Source organism: Kitasatospora sp. NPDC051702, assembly GCF_040681575.1.
Classification (GTDB): domain Bacteria; phylum Actinomycetota; class Actinomycetes; order Streptomycetales; family Streptomycetaceae; genus Kitasatospora.
The window spans coordinates 241,369-258,031 of sequence record NZ_JBFAZB010000004.1 but is presented as its reverse complement, the minus strand read 5'-3'; the positions used below and the strand labels follow the sequence as shown (position 1 = coordinate 258,031).

At 78.3% G+C, this 16,663-nt stretch carries 17 protein-coding genes and 1 pseudogene; 14 read left to right on the top strand and 4 right to left on the bottom strand.

The annotated features are described in order from the left end of the window. Positions 1-76: 76 nt before the first annotated feature. On the bottom strand, positions 77-1,054 hold the full coding sequence (locus tag AB0N04_RS06165) for a LysR family transcriptional regulator (protein ID WP_360210484.1): 978 nt from the start codon (positions 1,052-1,054) through the stop codon (positions 77-79). Between the two features lie 357 nt (positions 1,055-1,411). On the opposite strand from AB0N04_RS06165, the gene AB0N04_RS06160 reads away from it, so the two are divergent. The 6 genes and pseudogenes from AB0N04_RS06160 to AB0N04_RS06135 all read left to right on the top strand — a co-directional run bounded on the left by AB0N04_RS06160 (position 1,412) and on the right by AB0N04_RS06135 (position 6,745). Then, entirely contained in the window at positions 1,412-2,881 is a 1,470-nt protein-coding gene (locus AB0N04_RS06160) for a hypothetical protein (protein ID WP_360210486.1), read from the top strand. Next, positions 2,878-3,456: a hypothetical protein gene (locus AB0N04_RS06155; protein ID WP_360210488.1), complete on the top strand. Its 579-nt coding sequence runs from the start codon at positions 2,878-2,880 to the stop codon at positions 3,454-3,456. The genes AB0N04_RS06160 and AB0N04_RS06155 overlap by 4 nt, the downstream gene beginning before the upstream one ends. A 94-nt stretch (positions 3,457-3,550) precedes the next feature. Continuing rightward, positions 3,551-3,856, top strand: a pseudogene (locus tag AB0N04_RS06150) (antibiotic acetyltransferase); the annotation flags it as partial. 105 nt (positions 3,857-3,961) lie between these two features. Next, positions 3,962-4,642 carry a lysophospholipid acyltransferase family protein gene (locus AB0N04_RS06145; RefSeq protein ID WP_360210490.1) on the top strand — a complete coding sequence of 227 codons (681 nt, stop codon included), beginning with the start codon at positions 3,962-3,964 and terminating at the stop codon, positions 4,640-4,642. A gap of 55 nt (positions 4,643-4,697) precedes the next feature. Then, positions 4,698-6,029: a hypothetical protein gene (locus AB0N04_RS06140; RefSeq protein ID WP_360210492.1), complete on the top strand. Its 1,332-nt coding sequence runs from the start codon at positions 4,698-4,700 to the stop codon at positions 6,027-6,029. An 83-nt stretch (positions 6,030-6,112) separates the two neighbouring features. Beyond that, positions 6,113-6,745 (top strand): TIGR03086 family metal-binding protein, encoded by a 633-nt coding sequence (locus AB0N04_RS06135; RefSeq protein WP_360210494.1) that lies wholly within the window; start codon positions 6,113-6,115, stop codon positions 6,743-6,745. A gap of 52 nt (positions 6,746-6,797) precedes the next feature. Here the strand turns inward: AB0N04_RS06135 and AB0N04_RS06130 are convergent, their stop codons facing one another. Further along, a complete protein-coding gene (locus tag AB0N04_RS06130; protein WP_360210496.1) occupies positions 6,798-7,418 on the bottom strand; it encodes a MerR family transcriptional regulator in 621 nt (206 codons plus the stop codon). A 137-nt stretch (positions 7,419-7,555) separates the two neighbouring features. Here AB0N04_RS06130 and AB0N04_RS06125 point away from each other — a divergent pair, with 137 nt between their 5' ends. Both AB0N04_RS06125 and AB0N04_RS06120 read left to right on the top strand, forming a co-directional pair. After that, positions 7,556-7,990 carry a DUF3291 domain-containing protein gene (locus AB0N04_RS06125; protein WP_360210498.1) on the top strand — a complete coding sequence of 145 codons (435 nt, stop codon included), beginning with the start codon at positions 7,556-7,558 and terminating at the stop codon, positions 7,988-7,990. A gap of 117 nt (positions 7,991-8,107) precedes the next feature. Beyond that, a complete protein-coding gene (locus AB0N04_RS06120; RefSeq protein ID WP_360210500.1) occupies positions 8,108-8,824 on the top strand; it encodes a YoaK family protein in 717 nt (238 codons plus the stop codon). Between the two features lie 554 nt (positions 8,825-9,378). Here AB0N04_RS06120 and AB0N04_RS06115 read toward each other — a convergent pair. Both AB0N04_RS06115 and AB0N04_RS06110 read right to left on the bottom strand, forming a co-directional pair. After that, positions 9,379-10,359, bottom strand: a complete 981-nt coding sequence (locus tag AB0N04_RS06115; RefSeq protein WP_360210502.1) for a hypothetical protein — start codon at positions 10,357-10,359, stop codon at positions 9,379-9,381. Positions 10,360-10,476: 117 nt separating this feature from the next. Next, on the bottom strand, positions 10,477-10,662 hold the full coding sequence (locus AB0N04_RS06110) for a hypothetical protein (protein ID WP_360210504.1): 186 nt from the start codon (positions 10,660-10,662) through the stop codon (positions 10,477-10,479). Positions 10,663-10,920: 258 nt separating this feature from the next. Between AB0N04_RS06110 and AB0N04_RS06105 the strand changes: the two genes are divergently transcribed. From AB0N04_RS06105 to AB0N04_RS06080, 6 genes are all read left to right on the top strand, one after another. Next, positions 10,921-11,598 (top strand): hypothetical protein, encoded by a 678-nt coding sequence (locus tag AB0N04_RS06105; protein ID WP_360210506.1) that lies wholly within the window; start codon positions 10,921-10,923, stop codon positions 11,596-11,598. Between the two features lie 179 nt (positions 11,599-11,777). Next, complete coding sequence (locus tag AB0N04_RS06100; RefSeq protein WP_360210508.1) at positions 11,778-12,764, top strand: DUF4129 domain-containing protein; 987 nt, start codon at positions 11,778-11,780, stop codon at positions 12,762-12,764. Continuing rightward, positions 12,761-13,360: a hypothetical protein gene (locus AB0N04_RS06095; RefSeq protein ID WP_360210510.1), complete on the top strand. Its 600-nt coding sequence runs from the start codon at positions 12,761-12,763 to the stop codon at positions 13,358-13,360. The genes AB0N04_RS06100 and AB0N04_RS06095 overlap by 4 nt, the downstream gene beginning before the upstream one ends. Before the next feature lie 78 nt (positions 13,361-13,438). Beyond that, positions 13,439-14,524, top strand: a complete 1,086-nt coding sequence (locus AB0N04_RS06090; RefSeq protein WP_360210512.1) for a MoxR family ATPase — start codon at positions 13,439-13,441, stop codon at positions 14,522-14,524. Next, the gene (locus AB0N04_RS06085) at positions 14,521-15,915 is read left to right on the top strand and encodes a DUF58 domain-containing protein (RefSeq protein ID WP_360210514.1); all 1,395 of its coding nucleotides are present in this window, start codon (positions 14,521-14,523) and stop codon (positions 15,913-15,915) included. The genes AB0N04_RS06090 and AB0N04_RS06085 overlap by 4 nt, the downstream gene beginning before the upstream one ends. Further along, positions 15,912-16,640 carry a hypothetical protein gene (locus AB0N04_RS06080; protein WP_360210516.1) on the top strand — a complete coding sequence of 243 codons (729 nt, stop codon included), beginning with the start codon at positions 15,912-15,914 and terminating at the stop codon, positions 16,638-16,640. Before AB0N04_RS06085 ends, AB0N04_RS06080 begins: the two co-directional genes overlap by 4 nt. The last annotated feature ends 23 nt before the right edge of the window (positions 16,641-16,663 follow it).

Here is a 16,663-nt window from a genome sequence, read left to right as displayed (position 1 = left end):
TGGTCGAGGAACCGGTGGGCGCCTTCGACGCTAACGCCGCCCGCTCATGCCTTCCACGACCTGTTGTGGCATGTGCTCATGCCTCCTCGGGTATGAGGATCCCGCCCGGCACGACGCCCCCGTCCGGCACGACGTCCCCGTCCGGCCCGCCGCCACTGCCGGGCGCCGGGTCTCCCCCGGGTCTGAAGTGCTCGACCGCCAGGCGGCGGAAGTCCTGGGCGGCCGGGGAGAGATAGGCCTCCCGGCGCCACACCAGGGTCAGCGTCCGGTGGCAGTGCGCGGCGTCCAGGCGCAGCCAGACCACCGGGCCGTCCTCGCCGAGGGCGCGCCGGGCGACCTCGGGCATCAGACCGACACCGAGTCCGGCGCGGACCAGCTCCGAGGTGGCGGCCGCCTCGTCGCCTTCGCAGACCACCTGCGGGGTGAGCCCCTCGCGGGCGAACAGCCTTTCCAGCAGGGCGCGTTGCCAGTGCCCGGCGCGGGTGCTGACGAAGTCCTCGTCGGCCAGTTCGGCCACCGTGACGCTCTCGCGGCCGGCCAGCCGGTGCCCGGGCGGCACGGCCAGCAGCACCTCCTCGCGCAGCAGCTCCACGGCGCACAGGTCGGGGCCGGCCAGCGGCTGGGAGGCGAGCGCGAAGTCGACCTCGGCGGAGCGCAGATGGCGGCGCATCGCGCCCACCGGGGCCTGGAACAGGTGCACCCGCACCCCGGGGCGGTGGGCGCGGAAGGCGGCCAGCGCCCCGGCCAGCTGCGGCAGGGTCTCGGCGGCGACGGCCAGGCGGCCCGGTCCGGCGACGGCGGCGTCGGTCATCTCCCGTCGGGCGTCGTCGAGTTCGGTCAGCACCCGGTCGACCCTGCGCAGGAACGCGGCGCCGTGCTCGTTGAGCCGGATCCGCCGGCCCTGGCGGTCGAACAGCGGCAGGCCGAGCTCGGACTCGAGCCGGATGATGGTGCGGCTCACCGACGGCTGGGCGACCCGCAGTTCCTCCGCGGCACGGCTGATGTGCTGGTGGCGGGCGACGGTCTGGAAGTAGCGCAGGGACAGCAGATCCATAGCCGGTAGTGTCGCCGGATCCGTGGCCCGGCCGGGGGCCGGGGCCCTCGCCGAATCTCGCCGGATTCCGTCACCGGACCACCGTGGGACCGCCCTCGGGACTACCGCGGAGCCGTCCTCGGGCCGTCCTCGGGCCGCCGCACCCCTCCTCCCCCGGCCCCCACCACCCACCACCACCCGCCAGGGCCGCTCCGCGCGGCGGCGGGGCGCCCCGCCGCTGCGCCGTCCGGATGCCGGGATGGGCCGTGGGAGTGCGGGATGGCGGCAAACGGGGGTGGGACGTGTGCGGAGCACTGCGGGCGGGCGGGGCGGCGGCGAGAATGGGCCGCGGGGGCCGGGAGACGAACGGAGTCGCTGGTGAAGGTGGTGCCGGCCGGCCTCGTCGCGCTGCTCGCCGCCCTCGCCCCGGCCGCCTACCCGGCCCCGGCGGCGGTCCCGGCCCCGGCGGCGCTCCCCGCCGTGTCGGCGGTCGCGGCCCGGGCGATGGTCGCGGCCCCCGCGGCCCCGGCGGACACCCCGTCACCGTCCCCTTCGACACCGCCCGCACCGTCGACCTCGCCTGCGACCCCGACCCCGGCCCCGACGTCGCCCTCGGACACCGGGTCCGGCACCCGGCAGCCGGCCCTCGGGCTGGTCCCGGCCCGCGCACCGCAGCTCGGAACGGTGCAGGTGACGGTCTCCGGGTTCGGCGCCTGCCGGACCTCCAAGACCAAGCGCCCGACCATCGTCCAGGTCACCTGGGACGACCCGGCCGGGGTCCTCGCCACCATCGGGGTCGACGGCGACAACCCGTCCACCGGCACCATCAAGGTCCCGCCCGGGTCCGGGGCCGGCCCGCACACGGTGACGGCCACCTGCCAGGGGCCGGCCACCCGGGCCGACGCGACCGCCGTCCTCACCGTCGCACCCGCCACCCTGACGGCCGATCCGCCGCAGGGCGCGGCCGGCTCGCGCATCACCGTGACCGGCGCCGGCTTCGCCTGCCCCGCCGGCGACACCGCCGCCCTGACCTGGGACGGCACGCCGCTGCCCGACCAGGGGCGGCCGGACGGCGGCGGAGGCTTCGCCACGGCCGTCACCGTGCCCCGCGACGCGGCCGCAGGCGACCACGACGTACGGGCCTCCTGCGGGTCGGAGGCGGGCATCGCGGCCACCGCCCGCGTCCGCGTCCGGGCCGTCGCACCGACCCCGCCCGTCACCCCGACCCCGCCGGGGCCGACCTCCCGCGAGCCCGACGGGACGTCCACCGCGACCCCCGGCACCGCGCTCTCCCTGTCCGGCCCGACGGACGGCTGCCCGCGGGGCGGCGGTCCGCCGTGGGTCGTGCTCTCCTGGGACGGCGGCCCCAGGTCGCACCCGATCCAGGCCGACGGCTCGGGCCGGGTCCACGCCCGCGCCACCATCCCGCCGGACGCACCCCTGGGCCCGCACACCATCACGGTGGAGTGCGCGGACACCCACGCCGTCACCCAGACCGTCCCGGTCCTCGTCGCCCGGCAGGTCCCGCAGCCCGGGTCGGACCGCACGACCTGGATCGTGCTCGGCGCCGCCCTCGCCACCGCCGCCCTCGCGGCGCTCGCGCTGCGGCACCTGGTCCGCGGGCGCCGCCCGGCCGGCGCACCGTCCGGCACGCCCTCCGGCACGTCCGGCACGCCGGGCCGGGTGACGGCCGAGATCGGCGCCCGGTGGGACATGGAGACGAAGCTGACCGAGACCGAGCGGGGCGGGGACACCCGGACGGGTCGGGTCGTCCGACTGGAACCGCGCCCGGACCCGGGCCGGCAGAGCCTCGAGGAACCGCCCGACGACCGAGGGAGCACCCCGTGACGACCGTCTCGACGGACGACCCCTACGCCCTGGGGACCTTCCTGGGGGCGGTGGAGCCGTTCGCCGACTCGCTGCACCGCGAGGGGGCGCTGCAGGCCCTGACCGGCCTGGGCCGGCCGCTGGCCCGGGCCGCCGAGCAGGAGGTCGCCAGCGTCGTCCAGGGCTTCCTGGGGCTGGACATGATCGACCTGCTGGCCGGCGGCTGGCGCACCCACGCGGCGCTCACCGCCGCCGCCCGCAGCACCTGCGCGGCCCCGGGCAGCGAGGAGGTCGTGGCACTGCTGGACCACCGGATCCGCTCGGTCCACCACCCCAGCGTCAAGGTGCTGGTCGACGGGGTGTCGGTCGGCACCCTCGCGGTGGACATCGAGGTGGAGTTCGACCTCAGCGGGATCATCGCGGTGGTGCGCGGGGGCCGGCTGGTGGCCGTGCGGGCGGGCTCCTGCACCGCCAAGGCCGGGGTGGCCGTCGAGCGGATCCCGGTGGCCGGCCGGCAGGGGCACTTCGACCTGCCCGGCGGGGTGCGCTTCCGCCGCGGCGTCGTGCTGCGCCGCTGCGCGGACCCGCCCGGCTGAACCGCGCCCCGCCCGGCGGAGCGGCCGGGCGCGCGCCCTCGCCGGGCCGGACCGGCCGGTGCCCGGGCACCGGACCGCAGGAGCTGCGAGCACCCGCGGGGACACCGTGGTCGGCAACGACGTCTGGCTCGGCCACGGCGCCCTGGTGATGCCCGGGGTCCGCATCGGCCACGGCGCCGTCGTCGCCTCCGGTTCCGTCGTCGTCGACGACGTCCCCGACTACGGCATCGTCGGCGGCAACCCGGCCCGGCTCATCCGCACCCGCTTCAGCGGACCCGACGTCACCCGGCTGCTCGCCCTGGCCTGGTGGGACTGGCCGGTCGAGCACCTCACGCAGCACCTGCGCACCGTCATGTCCGGCACCGTCGAGGAGCTCGAAGCCGCCGCACCGGGCAGGTGAGGGAGCGGCGGGGTCCGGTTTGAGTACGCGTACTCAGGTGCGCCGGGGCGCGACGGCGAACACTGGTGGACGGCTCATCCGACCGTCGGAGGATCAGGATCCGTCATGCTCAGCCGTACCGCCGCCCTGCTCGTCCCCGCCTTCGGGCCCCTGCGGATCACCAGCGACCCCGACGCCGACCTCGCGCCCGGGAGCATCGTCGCCGCCAACCACACCTCGCTCGGCGACCCGGCCGTCGTCCTCGCCGCCCTGCACCGGCTCGGCGCCCGGCCGGTGGTCCTCGCCACGGCCGGCCTGTGGCGGGTGCCGGTGCTCGGCCGCCTGCTGCGCCACGACGGCCACATCCCGGTCCACCGCGGCACCGCGCACGCGGCCGACGCCCTGGACCGGGCCGCCGAGGCGCTCGCCGCCGGGCGGATCGTGCTGATCTACGGCGAGGGCGGCCTGCCCCGGCGCCGCGACTCCGGCGAGCAGCCGCCCCGCCCGTTCCGCAGCGGCCTGGCCCGCCTCGCGACGGCCACCGGTGCGCCCGTCGTCCCGCTCGGGCAGGCCGGCTCCCGGCGCCTGACCTCCGGCGGCCCGCTCAAGCAGCTCGCCGGCCTGGCCACCGCTCCCGTCCGCCGCCCGGCCCTGCACGTCCACCTCGGCGCCCCGCTGCGGCTGACCGGTGACCCGGCCGCCGCCACCGCCACCGCCCACGCCGCGGTCACCGCCGCCTGGCACCACGCCGCCGACCGGGCCGCCGACCGCGCGACCGACCGCGCGACCGACCGGGCCGCGGCCTGACGCCTACGGTCTGACGGCGGGTCGGATGTCAGTGACGCGTGGCACAGTGCCGGGCATGAGGAGCACGACCACGGATCCCCTGGACGGCCTGGACGCGATCGACTGGGCCGGCCTCGACCACGCCTACGGCGGGGCGGGCGACGTACCGGGGCTGCTGCGCGCCCTGTGCGGGCCCGGGGAGCGCGAACGCGACCGGGCGCTCGGCGCCCTGTACGGCAACATCTTCCACCAGGGCAGCCGCTACCCGGCCTCGGCCGTCGCGGTGCCCTTCCTGGCCCGGCTGGCCGTGGACGCCACGCTGCCCGGTCGGGCCGAAGTCCTCGGCCTGCTGGCCTCGTTGGCGATCGGCTACGACGAGGCGCACCTGCCCGCGGGGGTGGCGATCGCACAGTGGCGCCACGAGCGGGCCGAGCTGGCGGCGAAGGACGGGGCAGCGGTCCTTGCCGAGCTCGACGCCTGGGTCGCCGCGGCCCCCGACGAGGGCGAGCGCCGCGTCCGGGAGTTCCGGCGCCGCACGTTCGACCTTGACGAGCACCTGCGCTCGGTGGACGCGGAGCTCGGCGCCTACGACGCCGTCCGCGCCGAGGTGCCACGGCTGGCCGCACTGCTGGCGGACGGCGACGCGGGCGTGCGCGCGGCGACGGCGTACCTGCTGGCCTGGTTCCCCGAGCAGGCCCCGCACTCGCTGCCGCTCCTGCTCGCCCTGCTGGACGCCCACGGCTCCGGGGGCGAAGGCGCCGGGGGGCCGGACTCCTCCGTCGCCGCCACCGCCCTGGTCGCCGTCGGGCTGCTCGGCGACGCCCCGCTCGTGCCGCGTCTGCGCCCCTTCCTGGCCTCCCCCGACGGGCTGCTGCGCTGGGCGGCCGCCGTCGCCCTCGCCCGCCTCACGAGCACCCCCACGGCCACCGGCACGGCCACGACCGACACCCCCACGGCCGGCACCGGGGAGGCCGACCAGGGCCTCGGGGCGGCGGTGCTCACCGAGCTGACGGCCGCCGAGGCCGCTCCCCCGGAGCCCGGCGCGCCCGGCGTCGCCTTCCACGAGGGGGACCTGCGCGGCTACGCCGCCGCCTCGCTCACCCTGCTCGCCGCCGACCACCCCGAGGAGGCCCTGGACGCGGTCATCGACGGCCTGGCCCGGACGTCGGGCCCCGCGGCCTTCGCCGTCACCGCGGCGGCCCTGCGCCTGGCGTTCGGCCCGCCGCGCCCCGGGCCGCTGCCGCCCTTCGCCGAGCTCGACGAACGCCGCCGGCGCCTGGTCCGCACCCTGGCCGACCTCGACGAACCCACCTGGCGGTGGGGCAACTTCCTGGAGATCCTGAGGGCCTGGGGGCTGCCGCAGGACCGCCCCGCGATACGGGCCTACGCCGGCCTGCCCGCCGCCTGACGGCCCTGCCCCGCCCGCCCGCCCGCCCGCCCGTCCGTCCGCCCGCACATCCGCACATCCGCACATCCGAGGAGCGAGCTTCGATGACGACACCTTCCCCCGGAGAGGCCGGGATGCGGACGGACCTGCGCCCGGCCACTGCCGTCGTGGCCGGCCTGGTCCGCGGCGTGCGGGACGACCAGCTGACCGCCCCCACCCCCTGCGGCCCGCTCACCGTCGGGGAACTGCTGGACCACCTCGCCGGCCTCAGCGAGGCGTTCCACGACGCCGCGGCCAAGACCGTCCGGGCCGACGGCGGCGGGGCCCGGGTGCCGGACGCCACCCGGCTGGACCGGGACTGGCGCGAGAGCCTGCCCGCCCGGCTCGCCGCCCTGGCGGAAGCCTGGCAGCCCGCCGGGGCCTGGACGGGCACCGCGACGGTGGGCGGCGGTGAGATGCCGGCCGAGGTCGCGGGGGCCGCCGCGATCGACGAGGTGCTCGTCCACGGCTGGGACCTCGCGGTGGCCACCGGGCAGCGCTTCCCCGGCGACCTGCCCGCCCTCGCCCCGGCGATCGGCTCCGCCACGGCCTGGGTGCGCACGGTCGCCGAGGCCCACCCGGACGGCCTCCCCGGCCTGTTCGGCCCACCCGTCGCCGCGTCCGCCGCCACCCCGATGGAGCGCCTGCTCACCCTGACCGGCCGCGCCCCCTCCTGGACCCCGCCCCCGGCCGCCTGACGGCCCGGCCCCTGGCACCCCGCCCTCCGGCAGCCGGCTTTCCCACAGGGGGTCAGGTGTTGCGGCGGGCCGACTCGTTCTCCTGGGCGAGACGGCGCAGGGCGAGCAGGGCGGGTTCGAACAGGATGGTGCGCAGCAGGGCGCTCTCGGCCTGGTCGAGGGGGTCGGCGTCGGGGTCGAGCTGGTCGAGGTCGAGGGCGGCGGTGCGCTCGGCGAGGGCGGCGTAGCCGCGCAGGGCGTCCGCGGAGACCTCCTCGCCGAGGGAGCGCAGGGTCTCCAGGGTCTCGCCGAGGACGGCGCGGGCGGGGGCGTGTGCGGAGACCTCCCAGCCGAGTCCGTCGATCAGGGCGTCCACCTCGGCGGCGCCGGGGGCGGGGGCCGGTGGTGGCGCGTCCTCGTCGGCCGGGCGGGCGCCGACGACGAGTCCGAGGACCTGGTGGCGTTCCCCCGCGTGGGCGGCGGCCGCGCCGAGGATCTCCTTGGTGGCGCTGACGCTCAGTCCGCGCAGGCCGATGAGCGCGCGCACCAGGCGCAGGCGGCGCAGGTGGGTCTCGTCGTACTCGGCCTGGGTGGCGGCAATGGCGCGGCCGGGCGGCAGCAGGCCCTCGCGCAGGTAGTACTTGATGGTCGCGGTCGGGACTCCGCTGCGGCGGCTCAGTTCGGAGATGCGCACTGCTGCTGCACCGGCCTTCCTCTGGCTTCGTCTTCCCCGGGGCGCGTTCTCCCCTGGCTTTTGGATACCGGTACTGTCTAACATAGATAGTGCCACTACCCAATGTGGTGCCGACCCCTCCCCGAGGAGCATCAGCCATGCCCACGCTGCCCTGGACCGCCCCGAACCCGGCCACCCCCGGCACCTCGGCGATCGTCATGGCCTCCCGGTTCGAGGTCCGGTCGCTGTCCGACGTCCCGCGCTTCTTCGCCCGGTCGATGACCGTCTGGCGCCAGCTGCGCCGCTCCCCCGGTGCCCTCGGCGGCTCTCTGATCGCCCGCCCGTTGCGCCGGACCTTCTACACCCTGTCCGCCTGGGAGAGCCGCGAGGCCCTCGACGCCTTCGCCGCCGCCGAACCCCACCGCAGCGTGATGCGGGGCCTGCGCGGCACCATGCGGGAGTCCACCTTCACCTTCTGGCAGACCCCCGTCGAGCAGCTCCCGATCACCTGGGCCGACGCCCACGGCCGCCTCGACGCCCAGCGCACCGCGGGCACCGTCGGCGGGGGCGGGGACGCCGCGGGAACGCGCTGAGCGGCGACGCCGCCCGCAGGCCGTCCGCCACCCGCAGGACGCGCCCCCGGCCGTGCGCCACCCGCGGCCGGTGTGTCACGGCCCGTACCGGGCCGGCGCCCCGGGCACACTGACGGCGTGCCCGCCGATCCCACCCGGAGCCAGGTCCGCATCAGCCTGGTGATGTCCGCCCTGACCGTCAGCGCGGGCGCCGTCGACGCCGTCACCTTCCTCGGCCTCGGGCACGCCTTCGCCGCGCTGGCCACCGGAAACGTCCTGCTGCTCGGCTTCGGGGCCGCGCAGACCGCCGGGATTCCGGTCGCCCGCCCCGCCGAGGCGGTGGCCTCCTTCGTGATCGGGGCCGCGGCCGCGAACAGCGTCATCGCCCGGGCGAGCGGGCGGGGGCGGCGCTGGCTCGTCCTGGTCCTCGCCGCCGAGGCCGCGGCCCTGGCCGCCGCCGGCGGGTACGCCACCGCGGTCGGCGGCACCGGTGCACTGCCCGGCGGTGCCGAGGCCCTCGTCGCCGCGCTGGTCGCGGGCGCCATGGGGTGGCGCAGCCGCGGGATGCTGGAGGCCGGGGTCCCCGAGATGCCGACCACGGTCGCGCAGATCACCCTGGTCAAGCTGCTGGCGGACGTGCTGTCGATCCACACCGCGCCGTCCCCGCGCCTGGTCCTCGTCCGGGCCCGGCGCAGCGCCACCGTCCTCGGGATGTTCGTCGGCGGGGCGCTCGGCGCGCTGCTGCTGCGGTCGGGCGCCGGGCCCGCGCTGCTCGCCATCGCCGCCTTCGAGGCGTGCGTGACCGCCGTCTACTCCCGCGCCACCCGGTTCCGGCCCCAACCAGTCCGGGCCTGACGCCCGGTCACGGGCCGGCGGCCGCGGCGCCGCCGGGGAGCCGGCCGGGATCCCGTGCAACGGCCGGCGGGTGGACGGGCGGAGCGGGCGGATCCGTGACGGTCACGGTGAACCCGGCTGCTGCACGGCGGCGTTCACACCGGCGTCCTGGCGGCCCGCCCCGCCCGCCGCGTTCGGCACCGGGCGCCGCGCCCGAGCAGCGGCCCGGCAGGTCGACGATCTCCCCGTGGGAGTGCGGGCGAGGGAGGGTGTCCGGCTCCGCTGCCGGACACCCTCCCCGGTACGCGGACCCCGGCCGCCGGGGCCCAGGGCGTGTCTTGTGGATCTTGTCGGATAGGTCGCGGCGTCAGGGTGCGTGCATCGCAAGGCGGAGGATGGGGGCACCTCCCGGCCGAAGGCTGGGGGAGAGTCCATGCGGTGGGGGCACCTCCCGGCCGCCAGGCTGGGGGCCATCGGCGACCGACGACAACGCGGCGTGGGGGTACCCCCGGCCGAAGGCTGGGGGAGTGCGTGCCCTGGCGCCGCGACCCCGGCAGTGATCCACAAGACACGCCCTAGCGGTGCAGGTCGGCGAGGAGCAGGTTGGGGTCGGTGCGGGTGAAGTAGGCCGCGCTGGGGACGTAGACCGTCCCGCCGCGCACCGCGACCGAGGTCGGGTTGGACAGGCCGTCGGCGCCGGTCAGGACGGTGTGGTGGCTGCCGTCCGCCGTCACCTCGACGGCCTCGTCGGGCGCGTTCAGGGCGGCGATCAGGTCGTCGCCGTGTCCGGTGAAGGCGAAGTCGTCGATGCCGTCGAGGCCCGCGGCGTGGACGCGGGCGGGCGCGGCCGAGCCGTCCCGGCGGACGGGGATGCGCAGCAGCTGGCCGGTGTCGGTGTTGCCGGCCCAGACGGCGTGGTGGTGCACCTTCAGGCCGTTGGCGCCGAACGCGGTGACGGGCTTGAGCAGCGCGTCGTCGGACCAGGTCGTCGCGGTGCCGCCGGCCGCCGGTACCGCGTAGACCACGCCGAGCGCGGAGTCGGCGGTGTAGAGGCGGCCCTCGTGCTCGTCGAGGGCCAGGCCGTTGGGGAAGCCGGTGACGGGCAGGGCGGCGATGCGCTCGGGCGTCCCGCCCGGGCACAGCCGCCAGATGCCGTGCAGGTCGTCGGTGCCGGTGGCGTAGCCGAAGTAGAGGGTGCCGTCGTGGGCGCGGGCGATGCCGGTGACGATCGCGGCGCCCAGGAGCGGGGTGTTCGGGTGGGCGGGGGCGGGCAGGGTGGCGAGGACGGTGAGGGCCCCGGCCGGGTCGACCCGGGCGATCTGGCGGGCGAAGGACAGGGTGAGGTCGGCGGAGCCGTCGGGTTCGAGGGCGATGTTCTCCGGCTGCTGACCCTGGGCCAGGTCGAAGTGGGCGATGATCCGCGGGTCGGACAGCGGTGGGGCGACGGCGACGGCCGGGGTGGCGGCCACCAGGGCCAGGGCGGCGCAGGCCGCGGCGGCGGCAGCGGCGCGTCCTGCGGCGCGCGGGCGCCGGGCGGTTCGGGTCTGACGGGGCATGGTCTCTCCTCTGCGGGTCGGCGATGGCCGGGTGCCCGTCGAGGAGAGCACGCCTGACGCTCCGTCACCGCGCCCCGGCGGCGCACCCGCCGCAGCGTCCCCCGGTCGGCGGGGTGGTCAGGGCGCCGGCAGGACGGTGACGGCGCAGATCACGTCGGGGCCGCTGCAGGGGTCGCCCGGAGCGTGGACGGACGGGGTGCGGGCCGGGGTGGCCGGCGGGGCCGGCTGCGGGGTGCTGTCGGCGCCGTCGTCGAGGAGCAGCACCCCGGCGCCGCCCCCGGCCACCAGGACCGCCCAGGTCACGACCGCACCCCGCTGCCACCGCTGCACGCGCCCCCCGCTCACCGCCCCGCCATGACCGCCGCCACCGTAGCGAGCCCCGTCCCCGGGCACGCGCCCGGGGGCCGGGGCGGCGGGATCGGCAGGCCCCCGCCGGGCCCCCGGTCGGGCGGCCCGGATGCGTGGGGTGAAAAATCGCACCGCCACCCGCTCTAGTTCGTCCGCGTCCCTCTGTGGTGGGATGTGCCGTCACGGGTTGATGACCGCTGGTGGGGGTGTGTGGTGAGGAGTGGAAGGCTGCTCGGCCTGGACGGGGACGCGGTGCGGCTCGCCGCCGTGGGCCTGGTTCGTCTGGGTACGCAGGAGTGGCAGGACGGGGCCTCGGGGGCGCCGGGCTGGCTGGGGCGGGTGCGGGCGGCCTCGTTCGCGGACGCGTGGCTGGCCTTCGGCGGCTCGGCCGCGCCCGGGCTTCGGGTGCCCGCGGGAGAGGTGCTGCGCTCGGTGGCCTACCGGGCGGGCGAGCTGGTCCTGCGGGCCCGCCACGGGGACGGCGCGGAGGCGCTGGAGTGGCTGGGCAGACGCTCCGCCGAGGCCCGGGAGCAGGCCCGCCGGGAGGAGGTGGCGCACCCGGCCGAGCCGGCGGCGCTGGCCCTGGTCTGGCACGGCGTGCAGGCCGCCTGGGCCGAGGACGGGCCCGCCGCGGTGGCGGACCGGGAGGCCCACGGGCGGCGCATCGACGAGCGGGCCGAGGCGTACGTGCGCGAGCACCACCACCGCCAGGACGCCCTGGCGCTCATGCTGTCCTGCGCCCGGATCGCGGCGGCCGCGCTGGTCGACCTGTGCGACGGGGACCCGGGGCGGGCCGAGGAGTGGCTGGAGGCGGAGGCCGCCCGGTCCATGCCGTGCGGCACCCCGGTGCCGCTGTGGGTGCCGGGCCGGCCCGGGCAGACCACCGGCTGAGACCCCGGCGCCCCGGCCCGTACCCGGATCCTTACGCAGGCCCCGCACCGGGGCCGGGGCCGGACCGGTGGGGCGGCGGTGACGGGAGTGACGGCAGGTGACACCGTGACGGTCGGTGTGCGACGCTGCAGGACCGGCGCGCCGGGAAGCGCGCCACGAGGGGGAACCGGGGGGTTCACATGGGCCGCACACGCGGGCCCGGGGGCCGGCACGTGGCCGCGCTGCTGGTCGTCGTCGGACTGCTGACGGCCGCGGCGGCGCTGCGCCCCGAGGGCGGACTGCTGGGCACGGCGGCCACCGGGCCGGTGGGCGCCGTCGGCTTCGTGGTACTGATCGGGATCGGCTGGGCCGCCCTGGTCGGACGGTTCGCCGTGCGCTTCCGCGAGGAGGTGCGCCACCTGGCCGGGCCGACGCCGCGGGCCGAACGGCTGCGGGAGGCCGCCATGGTCCTGCTGCCGCTGGCCGCCGCCGCGGTGCCGGTGCTGCTGCTGGTCCTGCACGGCCGCACCGCGCCCGCGGCGCTCGACGCGCCCCAGCTGCCGCCGCCGCTGCCCCTCCCGGACCTCCCCCCGGGCCCGCCCCCGCCCCCGGTGAAGCCGGCGGACGACCCGGGGTTCGGCGTGCTGTTCGTGGTGCTGGTCGGCTCCCTGGCCCTGGCCGCGGTCGCCGCCTTCGTGTTCGTCCTCGTGCGGGCGCTGCGGCACCTGCGCATCCACCGCCGCCCGGCGCCCCCGCCGCTGCCCACCGCGCCGGCCGGCCCCGAGGCCGCCCTCGCCGAGGCCGTCGCCTCCGGTCGCAGGGCGCTGGAGGGGGACGACGCCCGGGCGGCGGTGATCGCCTGCTACGCGGCGATGGAGGGCTCGCTGGCCGCCTCCGGACTGCCCCGGCAGGCCTGGGAGAGCCCGACGGAGCTGCTGGAGCGCGCCCTGTCCGACGACCGGGTCGACCCCGGCGCGGCCCGGGCGCTCACCGCACTGTTCCGGGAGGCCCGGTACTCGACCCACCCGATGGACGACGCCCGGGTGCGCCGGGCCCGTACCGCCCTGGACGCCATCGCCGCACGGCTCGCGGCCACCGACCCGGCCGGGGCGGACGCCGACCCCGCCGCCGGGGCGGGCCCGACGGCGGCGGCGGACGCAGCGGGCGCAACGGGAGGGAACCGATGAGCGGCGAACCCACGATCGGACGCACCGGACGCACCGGACGCACCGGAGAGGCCGGGCAGGCCGGAGCGGCCGGGCAGAACGGGCAGCCGGACGGCGGGGCCGAGGGCGGGATCGCCGTACCGGGCTCGGTGCGCCACAGCCTGCTCGAACTGGCCGTCCCCGCCGTCCTCGCCGAGGTCCTGTGCGCCCTGGTCGGCGGCTGGCCCGGCGCCGGGGCCGGGGCCGTGCTGCTGGCCGCCGCCGCCCTGCTCACCGCCCGCCACGTGGCCGGCGCGGGCACGACGGGTTCCCCCCTGCGCCGCCGGCCGCGGCAGCTGGAGGCCTACGAGCCCGGCCTCGGCGACTGGCGCTGGACCGTCGGCCAGGGCCTCGACCCGCAGGGCGACACCGGGCCGCTGCGCACCCGCCTCCAGCGGCTGTACGCCGTCCGGCTCGCGGAGGGCCACGGCGTGCACCTGCTGGCCGACCGCGAGCGGGCCGCCGAACTCCTCGGGCCCCGGCTGTGGCCGTGGATCGACCCCGCGGCGCCGGCCCCGGCCGGGCCCCTGCCGGCAGCGGTCCTGCGCGCCCTCGTCGACCGGCTCGAGTCGCTGTGACCTGAACCCGCCGGGGCCGGCGCCCCACAGACCCGGCCCCGGGCCCACCACCCACCGCATCGTTTCCGCAGGAGAGCCATGCCCGCCCCGTCCAGCCCTGCCGACACCACCGCAGCCACCGCCCCCGCCGGTCCCGGTCACCGGGAAACCGACCCCGGAGCCGCCCCGGAAGCCGCCCCGGGGGCCGTCCCCGTGCTCACCCCGCAGAAGGCCGGGGAGCTCGCCCGCGCCGTGGTCGCGGAGATCGAACGGGCCGTCGTCGGCAAGCCCGAGGCGCTGCGCCTGGTCATGCTCGGCGCCCTGGCCGGCGGGCACGTCCTGATCGAGGACCTGCCCGGACTCGGCAAGACCCTGCTGGCCCGCTCCTTCGCGACCGCCCTCGGCCTCGACTTCCGCCGGATCCAGTTCACCCCCGACCTGCTGCCCTCGGACGTCACCGGCGCCCCGTTCTACGAGCGCGGCACCGGCGAGATGGTGTTCCGGCCCGGCCCGCTGTTCACCCGGCTGCTGCTCGCCGACGAGATCAACCGGACCCCGCCCAAGACCCAGGCCGCCCTGCTGGAGGCGATGGCCGAGGGCCAGGTCTCCGTCGACGGCGTCACCCGCCGCCTGCCGGACCCGTTCCTGGTCATCGCCACCGCCAACCCGATCGAGTACGAAGGCACCTACGCCCTGCCCGAGGCCCAGCTCGACCGCTTCCTGCTGCGCGTGCGGATGGGCTACCTCTCCCCCGCCGCCGAGGCGGCGATGCTGCGCGCCAGGATCGACCGGGCGGCCCCCGAACCGGTGCTGGAGACCGTCGCCGGACCGGCCGAACTCCTCGCCATGCGGGCCGCGGTGGAGCGGGTCGAGGTCGACGACGACCTGGTCGAGTACGTGATCGCCCTCGTCGACGCCACCCGCAAGGACCAGCAGATCCAGGTCGGCGCCTCGCCCCGCGGCGGCCTCGCGCTGATCCAACTGGCCCGCGCCCGCGCCATGCTGGAGGGCCGCGACTACCTCACCCCGGAGGACGTCAAGGCGCTCGCCGTCCCCGCCCTGGCCCACCGCATCACGCTCAAGCCGGAACTGTGGGTGCGTCAGATCGAGGCGGACGACGTGGTGGCGCGCCTGGTCGGCTCCGTCCCGGCACCGCAGACCCTGCCCCGCGCGGTCACCCCGTGAACCCGGCCCGCCCCGGGAGCCCCGCCTCCGCAGCGCCCGCCGCAGCCGCCCCCGCCCCGGACCGCGCCACCCTGCGCGCCCAGGCGCTGGCCGCCGCCCGCAGCGCCCGGGCCCACGCCGCCGGCCTGCCCGACAGCCCGCCCCCGCCGCACTGGCGCGCCGGCGAGCAGACCCTGCGCCTGCTCACCGTCGCCACCGCCGCGGCCCTCGCCGCCCTGGCCACCGGCCACGCCTGGCTGCTCGCCCTGGCCGCCGCACCCGCCGTCCTGCTCGCCCTCGCCGCCCCCGGGCGCAGCCGCCCCACCCGGCTGTCCACCGAGAGCACCACCCGGCCGGCGCGCTGCTTCGAGGGCGAGCCCGTCACCGTGCGGGTCGCCGTCCACCACGACGGGCGGATCGGTGCGCTGGAACCCGTCGTGGCCCTGGGCCCCGGCCTGTCCCTGGACGCCCTGACCGTCACCGCCACCGGCGTCGACCTGGTCCTGCGCGCCGACAGCTGGGGCCGGCGCCACCTGGGCGTCCTCGACCTCGACGTGCCCGACGCCGGCGGCCTGACCCGCCGTACCCTGCGCACCGACCTCGGCACCGTCGACGTCTTCCCCGTCCCCGGCGCCGCCCACCTGACCCCGATCCCGGTGCGCCTGCCCGAGCGGATCGGCGAGCACACCACCGCGCACGAGGGCGCCGGCGTCGAGGTCGTCGGCGTGCGCCCCCACGTGCCCGGCGAGCGGCAGCGGCGCATCCACTGGCCGTCCACCACCCGCCGCGACGCCGTCCAGATCAACCAGTTCGCCGCCGAACGCGCCGCCGACGCCGTCGTCCTGCTGGACACCCTCGCCGACTTCCACGACGCCACCACCGGGCTGCGCAGCCTCGACGAGACCCTGCGCGCCGCCACCGGCCTGACCCGCGCCTACCTGCGCCGCCACGACCGCATCGGCCTGGTCGCCGTCGGCGGACAGCTGCGCCGGCTCACCGCCGCCGGCGGGGACCGGCAGTTCTACCGGATGGTCGAGAGCGTGCTGGAGGTCCGTCAGGACCGCCCCCGGCACGGCACCCTCCCGCCCCTGCCGCTCGCGGCCCTGCCCGCCCACGCCCTCGTCTACGCCTTCACCCCGCTCGCCGACCAGCGCATCCTCGACGTCCTCGGCCAGGTCCGCGAACGCGGCAACCCGCTCGTCGTGGTGGAGATCCCGGTCGGCGAACCGGCGACGCACCCCGACGACGAGACCGACGCCCTCGCGCTGCGCCTGTGGCACGCCGAACGCGAGGCGATGCGCGCCACCCTGCGCGGCCGCGGCATCCCGGTGGTGCGCCACACCCCGGGCCGGACGCTGGACCTCGCCCTCGCGCCGCTGCTGCGCCGCCGGATCACGGGAGCGGCCCGGTGAACGAGCCCACCAGCAGGCCCACCGGCAGGCCCACCGGCCGGCCCGGCGGCAGGCCGACGCACGGCCCGGCGGGCGGTCGGGCGCCGAAGCCGCCGGTGCGGCGCACGGTGGCCGCACCGGCCCCCCGCCCCCGCACCGGCCCGTCCACCGGGTGGAGCGGGTGGACCGACCGGGCCGCCTGGGCCCCGCGGCTCGAGTCCGCCGCGCTGCGCGGCACCGGCACCGCCCTCGCCCTCGCCGCCGCCGGCACCGGGGAGGGCACGCTGACCGCCCGGTTCGGGCCGATCGGCGTCGCGGCCGTCGCCGTCGGCGCGCTCTGGGCGGCCGTGCCGGCCCCGGAGGGAGCGGCCGCCCACCCGGTGACCTGGCCGGCGCGCCTGACCGCCACCCGCACCACTCTCCTGCCCACCGCGGCCGTCCTGTTCGCCGCCCTCGGCGAGCCGCCGCTGTGGCGGGCGCTCGCGGTGACCGTCCTGCTCATCGGCTACCTGCTGCTGCTCGACACGCTCGGCCCCCGGCGCCGCACCGTCCGCCCCTTCGCCGCGGTGGCCGCCGCCGGCGCCGCCCTGCTGGTCCTGCCGGTGGCCTTCGCCCCCACCGCGGCGGGCGAGTGGTCCCGGCCCCTCGCCCTGCTGGGCCTGGCCGCGGCGGCCTGCGGCGTGGCCGCGGCCCTGCGCCCCGACCGCACACCGGACCAGGACCCGGACACCCCGACGGGACCATGACGCACCGGCGGACCGGGGCCACG